Genomic DNA, 12,496 nt, shown 5'->3' on the forward strand with positions numbered 1-12,496 from the left:
TTTCTATAGTTTGTTGACGGCTCCCATAATGTCACTCAGATCTTCCAGCGTTAACTCCTCGTCACTGAAATCAGCGGCGCTCCATTCACGCTCCTCTTTGCCTGTGCAATGCGTGATGATCTGCTTGAGAAAGGTATGAAAATATCCCGTCAAAACTTCAATCGTTTCTTTTTGATACTGAAAACGGTTGTACACGACATGCATGCTGAGACATTCCGACGATACGGAGCCGCTGATATCAAGTGTGTACGGACGTTCCCAGTCTGGGCTGACTTCATTTCCCGCTTTTACGGGAGAAACACCGAAGCCGCTGGAACGGATTTCCCGGTCAAACTGTCCCAGATAGTTAAAACTGATTTCAGGAGAATCAGATTCAGTCTCTCCCCAGAGTTTGCTTATATATTTCAGCACCCCGTATCCCGCTCCTTTATGCGGTATGCGGCGCATCATGTCTTTTGTCCGCTTAATGTGATAGCCGAGACGCTCGCCGTCATCAGGCTGATCTTGAAAACTTGCGTCAACCAATACCGGATAAATTGACGTAAACCAGCCGATGGTTCTGCTGATATCAAGATGCTCCAGGTGCTCTTCCCTTCCGTGGCCTTCCATGCTGATTTTGAATGTCTCGTTTCCGGTCCATCTGTTCAGCGCTAGGCTTAACGCGGCAAGCAATAATTCGCCCGTCTCTGTTGTGTATGCTCTGTTCGCTTCCGTTAACAGCTGCTCGGTCTCCTGTTTTGTCAATGTAACGGTCATCACATCTGTATCTTTCAGAAGATTGGAAGAGATGCGGGCATCTTTCGGAAGCGGTTTGACCGCCGCTTTTTCTCTTTCGGACCAGTAGTCTGCTTCCTGTAACAGCCGGCGGCTTTTTGCATAATCAGAGATTTGCTTCGCGTAAGTCTGATAGGAATCGGTTTTTGCCGGAAGCGCGGCTTCTTTTCCTTCGAGCGCCTGCCTGTAGCACGCGGTGAGATCTTCAAATAAAATCCGCCATGACACTCCGTCAATGACAAGGTGATGAATGGAAAGCAGCAGATGATCGCCATCATTAGCGTGAAATAAACCGACAGCTACGAGCGGACCCGTCTCCAGCCGAATGGAAGTTTGAATGCGGGCGGCCGCCTGTTCAATTGCGGCGTGTTCCTCTTGTAATAACCCTTTCCCTCTCACGTCATGCGTTTCAAATGTAAAGAGTTCTTCTTCAGAAAGGTTATCCGCTCTGTTATATTGAATCACTGATCCGTTTTGCGTGCCGCATACCATCCGTAATGCGTCATGATGAACCGCGAGCTGTGCCAGCGCTTTTCTCATAGCAGATTCATTGATCCTGTCCGCACTGCTGAGCATAACGGACTGATTAAAATGATCATGCGGCAATGATTGCGAAAAGAACCAGTGCTGGATCGGCGTCAGCGGCACGTCTCCCGTGACGGGAGCCTGATCAATCACGCGGCGGACTTTCCGGAGCCGCATCGAGACTTCTCCCAGTGTCTGATGCTCGAACAGCTCGCGGACGGTCGTTTCATAGCCCTGCTGTTTCAGCCTCGCACATACTTGCAGCGCTTTAATCGAATCCCCGCCGAGATGGAAGAAATGAGCATTGGGGCCGAGTCCTTCAACACCTAAGAGTTCTTCCCAGATGTCAGCCATCATTTCTTCAGTTTCATTTCTCAGGCTGATATCATCTCCAAGGCTTTCATTTAATTCAGGCTGCGGGAGCGCCTTCTCGTCCAGCTTCCCATTCGCCGTCAAAGGCAGTTCATCAAGCTCTATCAAACGGGCGGGAATCATATATTCCGGCAGAAAAGCTCTGAGAGAGGCCTGAATCTCTGCTTCTTTTATTTTTTCATTCCCGTGTAAGACCGCGTATGCGTAAATAGAGTGCTGACCGTGCTGATCAGCACGTGTGATCACGGCGGCCTCTTTCACGAAGGAAAGCTCCTGCAGCGCTGATTTTATTTCTCCCAGCTCAATTCTGTGGCCTCTGACTTTTACTTGCGCATCTTTCCGCCCGACATATTCCAGCTCGCCATTTGAGAGTCTTTTGGCAATATCGCCCGTCCGGTAGAGCCGCATGCCGGTAATGTGCGGATTCGTGATGAACCGGGAGGCGGTTAAATCATTCCTGTTTACATATCCCCTCGCGACGCCTTCCCCGCCGATATAAAGCTCACCTGGAATTCCGATCGGCTGCGGATTCATATAGGCGTCCATGACAAAAGCATGGAGGGTTTCCAGCGGTCTGCCGATATTGCTTTTATTTCTCTCAATATCATCCATCTTCAGTTTTTTGCATGTGACGTGAACCGTGGTTTCCGTAATGCCGTACATATTAACAAGCTCCGTCTCCGGGTACTTCTCTTTCCAGCTTTTCAGCATGCCGGGCTGAAGCGCTTCTCCGCCGAAAATGACATATCGAAGCTTCAGCTTGTCCGTATGCCCGGCTTCTTCATGAATGAGTCCGGAAAAAGCCGTCGGCGTTTGGTTCAGCACCGTTACGCCTTCACTTTGCAGCAGCTGCCGGTACAAATGCGGATCACGGGCTGTTTCTTTCGGCACGATAACTACCTTTCCGCCGTATAAGAGCGCGCCGAATATTTCCCAGACAGAAAAATCAAAGCAATAGGAGTGGAACAGGGTCCAGACGTCTCCAGAGCCGAAATCAAACGGCAGTCCTTTATGTGTGATAAGGCTGATGACATTGCGGTGTTCCGTCATAACGCCTTTCGGTTTTCCGGTTGTGCCCGATGTGTAAATCACGTAAGCCGGCTGTTCAGGCGTTATCATTTCTTTCGTTCTGTCTGCTGAAACGGATTCAGGCTTATCGATGTATAAAACCGGCAGCCCGTCCATTCCGGATATCCCAAGACCCGATTGCGTCAACAGAACACGCGCGCCGCTGTCAGTCAGCATAAATGAAATCCGCTCGTCAGGATAGTCAGGATCAATCGGCAGATAAGCTCCTCCCGCTTTTAAAATACCGAGAATCCCGATCAGCATATCAGGGGATCGTTCGGTCATAATTCCGACAATCTGTCCGGAGCGGATGCCGTTTTCCGACAGCATATCGGCGATTCGATCCGCCTTTTCATTGAGCTCGCGGTAGGTGAGACGCTCATCGGACATAACGGCTGCAATTTGATCCGGCATTTTTTCCGCCTGTGCTTCAAATAAACTGACGATCGTCTCATGCCTCGGATACTCAGCTGTTTGATTTTCCGCTTGAAGAAGCATCTGCCGCTCATTTGTGTCCAGCAAATGAATGTCAGACAGCTTCCGCTCATCATCCGCTGCGATTTGTCCTAAAAGCTCTTTAAAATGACCGGCCCACCGTTCGATCGTACCTTTTTCAAACAACGCGGTACTGTATTCAAAATGAAAATCCAGTGAGCCGTCCGGCTGTTCCTCGGCATGAAGCGTCAAGTCGAATTTTGAAATGTCATGTTTCACTGCATGTGAAGAAACGGATAAGCCCGGAAGGTTCACTTTGAAATCATCACTGTTTTGCAAAACGAGCATGGCATCAAACAGCGGATTGCGATTGACTTCCCGGTGTGTATCAAGCTTTTGGGCAAGTTCTTCAAACGGGAAGTCCTGATGTTCGGCTGCGCCGAGGGCGAGCATTTTCACCTCTTCTAAATAAGCGCGGAATGTTTTATCCCCTTTCGGCCTGCTTCTCATTGCCACGGTATTTACAAACATGCCGATGACCCCATCAAGCTCAGCGCGGCTTCTGCCGGCCGCAGGTGAACCGACGACAATGTCCTCCTGCCCGCTCAATTTAGAAAGGAACAAGGAGTAGCCTGCCAAAAGAATCATATACAGTGTCGAACCCGTCTCATCCATGAGCCGGCGCAAATTCTCCGCCGTTTCTTTTTGTAGGCGCGTTCGAACAACGGACCCGCTGAAATCAGGAAGCTGCGGGCGCTTTTTATCGAGCGGCAGATCAAGAACGGGAATATTTTCCCCGATCGCATCCAGCCAATACCGCTCATGTCTTTTGAATTCTTCAGCGGCGAACCGCTCATGCTGCCAGACGGAAAAATCTTTGTACTGAAGTTTTAACGGCCGCAGCTCTTTTCCTCTGTACAAATCCGTCAATTCTTGAATCAGAACGCTCATTGACACACCGTCTGCGATAAGATGATGCATATCAAGCAGCAGAAAATGACGTTCTTCAGTGGCTTTGGCTAAAGTCACTCTCAAAAGCGGCGCTTTTTCCACGTCAAACGGTTTGACGAAAGTTTCCATCGCCTCTTGAAGAAGTGTCCCGGATGGCATGTGAATCTCTGTGAGATCGAGATCGACATGTGAATGTACGTGCTGCATCGGCTCCCCGTTTCGTAAAACAAATGATGTCCGTAACGCTTCATGCCTTTGTAACAGCGCTGAAAAGGCTTCGTGAAGACGATCCCGGTTGAGTCTGCCGCTCAGTTCCAGACAAGCGGGCATATGATAGCCCGTGCTGTCCGCCGCAAGCTGATGAAGGGCATAAAGCCTTTTTTGCGCAAAAGATAGCGGGTACAAGTCCTTTGCCTCCGCAGGCGTGATTTCTGCATATTCTCCTCTTTTCCTCTGTTCTAGGAAGCGGGCCATGCTCTCGATGGTCGGATGTTCAAAAACATGGCGGACGGCAAGTTCAATTTCCAGCCGTTTATGTATCTTTGAAACAAGCGACGCCGCTTTCAGCGACTGTCCGCCGATTTGGAAGAAATCATCTCTCATACTGATGTGTTCCCGTTTCAGCACTTCTTGCCAAATAGACAGCAGCTCAGTCTCAAGCATTGTGCGCGGAGCTTGATAATCACCGGTTCTCTCGGCTTCTTTCGGCTCAGGAAGTGCGGCCCGATCAAGCTTTCCGCTCACAGACAGCGGCATTTCCGTCAATTTGGTAAAGCTTCCCGGGATCATATAAGCAGGTAATCTCCCGGCCAATTCGGCATGAGGATCAAATGTCACACCCGCGTTTTCCAGCACGGCATAAGCTGCAAGCTCCTGTTCCCCGTCCGCCGTTTTGCGCACGATGACTGCCGCCTCTTTTACCCCGGACAGGCTTCTGAGTGCCGTTTCGATTTCTCCTAATTCAATTCTGTAACCTCTTACCTTCACCTGATCGTCAAAGCGTCCCATATATTCAATCGTTCCGTCCGGTAAAAATCGGGCTGCATCTCCCGTTCTGTACAGCCGTTCACCTTCACGAAACGGATGAGGGGTAAAGACTTTGTCCGTCAGCTCTTTTTGCTGAAAATATCCGTCCGCCAGACCTTTTCCGGAAATACACAGTTCACCGACGGCTCCGACCGGCTGCAGCCGATCTCCGTGCATCATATAGACAGAAGTGTTGGCAATCGGGCGCCCGATCGTAATCCGGCTGCTTTTTTGCAGGTTGCGCAGAATCGTCGTGGCCACACTGTTTTCCGTCGGGCCGTATTCATTCAGCAGCTCGGCATTCGGGCATATGTTGCGGCTCGCTTCCACGATATCAGGGGTGGCCGCTTCCCCGGCAAATGTCACCGCCCGAAGCGTCTGCGCATCCTTTTTCGTCAGCGAATCAAGCAGAACGCGATACAGAGACGGAACGATCAGAAGATGGCTTACCCCGTGGCGGGCGATTTTCTGTTTCATTGAAAGAACGTCTTTTGCATCGTCTTCATCAGTCAACAGTACACAAGCGCCGGACAGCAGCGGAGTGAAAAGACTTGTCAAAGAGCCGTCAAATACGTATGAAAAAAGATGAAGCGCTATGTCTCCTTCTGTCATCCCGTATTCTTCACGCCGCCATTGCAATGTATTGCTGATCGCTTTGTGTTGTACAAGCACCCCTTTCGGCCGGCCTGTCGTTCCGGAAGTGTAAATGACATACGCCCAATTTCCGCTGTCGGACACCGGCGGAAGCGGTGCAGTCTGCTGGGAAACCGTTTCCTCCATGATGACGACGCTGCCCTTGAAATGCGGCGGAATGAGGGGGAGCAGGTCTTTTTCAGTCAGGAGCAGTGAGGCTTCACTGTCTCTCAGTAAAAATGAAATCCGTTCAGGCGGAAATTCCGCATCAATCGGCATATAGGCGCTGCCCGACTTCCAAATTCCGAGCAGAGCGGCAACCGTACTCATTGATCGGCGCAGCATAACAGCGGTGATCTGATCTGAACGGGCGCCTTTTTCCCTTAACGCATGGGCAATCTGATTCGCCCGCTGATTTAATTTCTTGTAGCTCCAGCTTACCCCGTTATATCTCAACGCCTCTTGGTCAGGCGTTTTTGCCGCCTGTTCTTCAAACAGCCCATGAACGGTTGTCTCAGGGTACGGACGGTTCGTTTCGTTAAACGAATGAATCAGGGCTTCTTCCTCCGGAGGTACGAGACTGATGCTTGATAAAAGCCTGTCCGGATCTTCCGTTACACAGGAGATGACCTCCAGAATATGACCTTTGATCCGTTTCATGTCTTCCCGATCGTAGATGCCCGCATTGTAGCTGAATTTCACATAAAACTCTTCTCCCGGAACGATGACGACGTTAAGATCGTAATTGGTTTCCTCCGCCATCGAAAAGTTTTCAAGTGAGAGCGCACTGCTTTCCGTTTGCTGCCAGCCGTTTACCGCAGCCTGCATCTGAACCGGATAATTTTCAAAAACCAGGATGTGATTCAAGAGATCTTTTTGCAGGCCGCTCTCGTTTTGAATGTCATAAAGCGGATAATAGCTGTGCTCTTCCGCAGCGAGTGACTCTTTTTGCACCTTTTTGAGAAGAGAAGAAAAAGTCATATCACCAGCCGCGCGCACCCTTACCGGCACGGTATTGATAAACAGTCCGGCCATGGATTCAATGCCGCTGATAGCTGACGGCCTGCCGGAAACAACTGAACCGAAGACCGCATCTTCAGTGCCGTTGTAACGATGGAGAAGCAGACCCCAAATGCCCGTAAATATAGTATTCAGCGTGACCCCGATGCCTCGGGCAATGTCTGTCAGTTTTTGTACGGTTTCAGGCTCAAGGGAAAATTGGAAATGCTCAGATGCATAACCGTTTTGCGCCGTCTTATTCTTCGTTTGCTGAACGGAAACGGTTTCTCCGTAATCTTCCAAGCAGCGCGACCAGAACGCTGACGTTTCTTCTTTATTCCGGCTTCGGAGCCATTTGATATAAGAGCTGTACGGAGCCGGACTGCCGAGGTTTACAGGCCGCCCGTTCCGGATCGCATAATACATGCTGAAGAAATCTTTCAGCACAATGCCCAAGCTCCAGCCGTCCATCATAATGTGATGATGAGTCCAAACGCATGTATGGCGGTTTTCTCCCGTTTGAAAAAGAGTCAGGCGCATTAAGGGGCCTTTTTGCAGATCAAACCCCTTATGCCGGTCGTTTTCCTTAAATTCGTCAATGATGCTTTGCTGCCGTTCTTCCGAATAATCTGAAATGTCTTCAGTCCGTACGGCAGTGTCACGGCGTGAAAGGACAACCTGCTGCGGCCCTTCAAGGTCAGGCACTTCTTTTATGAAAATCGTTCTGAAAATATCATAACGGCTGACAAGCATATCCAGACTTTTTTGGAATGTATCAATGCATAAATCCCCGCTGACTGTAAACGAAATCTGCTCGACATATGCGTTTGATCCGGAATCCAGAAGCGAATGAAACAGCATGCCTTCCTGCATATATGATAAAGGGTAAATATCTTGAATTTCTGTCGCTTGTGTCACGAATGCCACACACCTTTTTATGAAATTAAAGTCCTTTTACGAGATCTTCAATGCTTGATAGGGCTTGAGCGGTCAATTCTGTATGGCTGTAATCCGTTAATGTTTTTTCCCGCTCTTTTTTGCCGGAACAGTGGGCGATGATGTCCCCGAGGTGAGTATGGAAACGATTCATGAAGAACTCGATTGCCCCCGGTGCAAATACATCGGTATAAACGGCTTTTACCTCCAGTTGCCCGGCCGCCACCATCGCATTAATATCCAGATCAAACTCGCGGATGCGCCCGGCCGCTATATCATGCTGCGGCTTGAACGGTGACATCTTCAGTGTCCCCTCAAGACCGTCAAACGCACCGAGATAGTTAAAGCTTATTTCTGGGTCTTTATAATTAATGTTTCGCGAATATCTCAGCAGCCCGTAGCCGGTTCCGTGATGAGGAACCCGTCTCATCATGTCTTTTACCGTTTTTATGCGGTGCGCGTTTTTTTCGCCTGAGCCGTCCGGCACTCTCATATCCAAAAGCACCGGGTAAACAGATGTAAACCAGCCCGCCGTTCTTGACATATCAATGTCAGGAATATGCCCCTGGCGTCCGTGTCCTTCAGTGCTGATAAGGATCTGTTCATAACCCGTCCACTCATGAAGCGCCATTCCAAGCGCCGTTAAAAGCAATTCATGAACATCCGTTCCGTATGCCTGCTGTGTTTCTAACAGCAGCTGCTTCGTGACTTCGCTGCTTAATATCCATGATGCAGTGCGCGCGTTTTCCTGCAATCGTCCGGCGTTTTCATCAGTTATTTTCGGCAGCGGCGCTGTTTCACCAGACATCACGCTGTCCCAGTATGCGGCTTCCTCCAGCAATGCTTTGCTCTTGGAAATGTCAAAAAGCTCTTCGGCATACTTTATATAAGAATCGCTTTTCGGCGGCAGTTCGATTTGTTTGCCGTCCAATGCCTGCTGATATGCTGTCTGCAGATCTTCAAGCAATATTCTCCACGACACGCCGTCCGTGATAAGGTGATGAATCGTGATGAGCAGATGGTCGGCTTCTTTCAGCCTGAACACTCCGAGATGAAGCAGAGGGCCTTGATCAAGGCGCATAGCCTGCTGTATTTCTTTTTCCTCAGCGGCTATCCGTTTTTCCGGCTGTGTTTCTTCTGAAAGATCTATGACGTTAAGCGTAAAGATTTCTTCATGCTGCTCTGTGATTCCGCGGTTATATTGAACAACTTCCCCATGCTCATTTTCAGTGAAAGTCATTCGCAGCGCATCATGATGTTCTGTCAGCGCGCAAACCGCCTGATACAGCGCATCTATTTCGAGGCTGTCTTCACTGCACAGCATGACTGATTGATTATAATGAAGCTCAAACGCACCCGGCTCCTCAAAAAATCTCTGCTGGATCGGTGTCAGCGGAGCGCTTCCTTCTATCGGGCCCTGATCAGCCGTTGAAACAGCCGGCGTGAGGTGCTTCGCGAGTTCTGCAATCGTCGGGAACTGAAACAAATCGCGGATCGACATGTTCCAGCCTTCTCCGGCGAGTCGGGCTGACACTTGAAGCGCCTTAATGGAATCTCCCCCAAGCTCAAAGAAAGAGTGATGAATTCCCGCTTTCTGAATATGAAGCACATCTTCCCAAATCCGGCATAACATCGCCTGTTTTTCATCGCCGGGCGCGACAAATGCCTGTGATGAATGTATCTCTTCTGCCGGCAATGCCGATTTATCAAGTTTGCCGTTCAGTGTCAGGGGCATGCTGTCTAAACCGATAATATGAGACGGCATCATATAAGCCGGGAGCTCCTGCATAAGAGACTGGCGGAGTGATGAGATATCGGCCTCTTTAGGAACGATGTATGCCGCTAACCGGGCTTGTCCTTCGGCATCTTTCATCACGGTAACAGCCGCTTCTTTGACTTGATCGTGTTTCAAAAGCACACTTTCTATTTCTCCCGTCTCAATTCTGTATCCCCTGATCTTCACCTGCTTATCAATCCGCCCTTGAAAACGAAGAGTTCCATCCGGCAGCCAGCAAGCCTGATCTCCGGTTCTGTAAAGTGTTTCTCCCGTTTGTAACGGGTCACTGAATGCGTCCTCTGTCAGCTCAGGCTGTCCCCAATATCCTTTGGCGACGCCGGCGCCTCCGATATACAGCTCTCCGAAAACGCCGATCGGCTGGACCTGTTTGTCTATGTTTAAGACGTACATTTGCACATTCGGAAGCGGAACACCGATCGGCACATCATCTTCCCGCGGCTCTTCGCTCATTCCGGCTTCATAATACGAAGAATCAATTGTCGCTTCTGTTACACCGTAGCTGTTAATGATCCGCATTTCTTTCCCAAAGCGTTCATGAAGCGTATAAAAATCTTGCGACTTGATCATATCTGAACCAAGTACCAGTATTTTTACGCTTTGCAGCGCGAGTTTCCGGCGGTATATATATTCCATAAACGGAACAATCAGCGCGGGTGTCGACTCCATAAACGTGATACGGTGCTGATCAATGAGCCGATAAAGCTGCTGCGGCTCAAGCCGGACGTCATCCGGACAAATGACAAGCGTTCCCCCGTTTAGCAGGGCGCGTGCTAGATCCCCTGAAAATACATCAAATGAGAAACTCGCCATCTGCAGCACTCTGACCGGTATAAGATCAAGCTCATAAATCCTGCGCCATGCAAGTGCTGCATGCGTAAAGCTGCGATTTCTGACTTCGACTCCCTTCGGCGTTCCCGTTGTTCCCGAAGTATATATGATATATGCGGTATCATCCGGTGACGCTGTCGGCTGAATATTCTTTGCGGAAATATCGTATTGATCTTCATGATCAAGCTGAATGAGAAATAAATTGTGATCCGTCAGCTGTGAAGCAAGTTCTTTGTATTCTGACTGCACCATCAAGACGGATGCCGCGCTGTCTTTTAATAAATAGCGAATCCGTTCCTCAGGATAATGGGAGTCAACCGGTATATACGCCCCTCCTGATTTCATGACCGCAAGAACACTGACGATCGCTTCAATCGAACGGTTTGCTAATATGGCTGCTCTTTTTCCCGGACCGAATCCATTTTTCTGCAGTGTTCGGGCAAGACGGTTTGCCCGCTCATTGAGCTGGAAATAGCTGATCTGTTGTGCTCCTTCAATAACAGCGGTCTGATGAGGCGTTTCTTCTGCTTTCTCTTCAAACAGCTGGTGAAACAGTTTGTGTTTTTCCATGAATTCGGTTTGTGTGTTATTAAACTCAATCAGTAACTTTTGTTTTTCTTCTTCATCCAAAATGTCAGCTTTCGATAGTGTGACTTCCGGTTCGGCGGCAACATGGCGCAAGAGATTCAGTAAGTGGCCCATCCAGCGTTCAATCGTTTCTTTCATAAAAAGCTCGGTGCTGAATTCCATCTCAAAGCGGATGTTTCCATCGGATTCAGCCGCTGATAAGGTCAGGTCAAAACTTGATACATCATGTTCGGTATGCTTTGATCGTGACGCCTTCAGACCGGCCAGATTTATCTCCTCCCGCTCCATATTCTGAAGAATAAACATCACATCAAACAGCGGATTGCGGCTCATGTCCCGCTGCACGCCGAGCCGCTCCACAAGCTCTTCAAACGGGTAGTCCTGATGTTCATACGCCTCAAGCGCCGCCTGGCGGACTTCCGCCAAGTAATCGGTAAACCGTTTGTCCCCCTTCGGCTCCGTTCTGATGGCGAGTGTATTGACGAACATGCCGAGAATCGGTTCAAGGTCTTTGTGCGGGCGCCCGGCAATCGGCGATCCGACGATAATATCTTCCTGTCCGCTCAACCGCGCGAGCAGCGTATTGTACGCGGCGAGAAGCACCATGTACAAAGTGGAGCCGTGATCGCGTGCGATGCGGTGAAGGCCGGATGCCGTGTCAGCGTCAAGCGTGCACGATACGCTGCCGCCCGCAAAGCTTCTGACAGCCGGACGGGGCTTGTCAGCCGGAAGTTCAAGCACCGGAAGCTCTCCTTCAAGCCGCTTCAGCCAATAGGCTTCCTGCTTCTGGTATCCTTCCTTCTCCTGAAACGACCGCTGCCAGACGGCATAGTCTTTATATTGAAGGCGCATCGGCGCAAGCGAACGGCCTGCGTACAGCTCGCCGAATTCTTTAATCAAGGTGTTGACGGACACACCGTCAGAAATTATATGATGCATATCCGTTAATAAAAGATGGCGTTCATCCGATTCTTTCACGAGAGCCGCACGGAAGAGCGGCGCTTCTTCCAGACAAAACGGCCGGACGAATGCGTCAGCTGACTCGGCCTCATCGAGCTGAAACGGTACGCTGTCATGGATGCGCTGCACCGGTTCGCCGTCAGGCCCCGTTTCAAAGGACGTTCTGAGCGACTCGTGCCGCTCCACAAGCTGCCGGAACGTCTCCTCCAGCCGGCTGCGGTCAAGCGGGCCCGTCAGTTCCAGCACAGCCGGCATATTGTAGCCGACACCGCCGTCTTCAAGCTGTTGGAGCACATACATCCGTTTCTGCGCCGAAGACACCGGGTAGGTGTCCTGTGTTTGCGCAGGCTGAATCGCTTCATACGGGCTTTCTTCCAAGTCCTGAATAACCGAAGCGAGCTCTTCCACCGTCGGCCGGGCGAAGATGTCCTGTAACGGCACCTGAACACCGAACTCTTTGGCGATGCGGGAGACGAGAGCCGTCGCTTTTAACGAATGGCCGCCCCGCTCAAAAAAGTGATCCCGGATGCCGACGGGGCCGTTTTTCAGCACCTCTTCCCAAAGGGCGCAAAGCTTCATTTCCGTGACGTTCCGCGGGGCGGT

2 protein-coding genes are annotated in these 12,496 nt (G+C 50.2%); both read right to left on the reverse strand.

What is annotated here, in order from left to right; genetic code table 11:
• Positions 1 to 3 precede the first annotated feature (3 nt).
• A complete protein-coding gene (locus HAP68_RS09015; protein WP_024085397.1) occupies positions 4 to 7,701 on the reverse strand; it encodes a non-ribosomal peptide synthetase in 7,698 nt (2,565 codons plus the stop codon).
• Positions 7,702 to 7,726: 25 nt separating this feature from the next.
• Positions 7,727 to 12,496, reverse strand: a 4,770-nt coding sequence (locus tag HAP68_RS09020; protein WP_192580578.1) for a non-ribosomal peptide synthetase, incomplete at its 5' end; no start/stop codon positions are given.

Origin of the sequence: Bacillus sp. Bvel1 (assembly GCF_014872755.1) — a bacterium.
Taxonomy (GTDB): Bacteria; Bacillota; Bacilli; order Bacillales; family Bacillaceae; genus Bacillus; species Bacillus velezensis.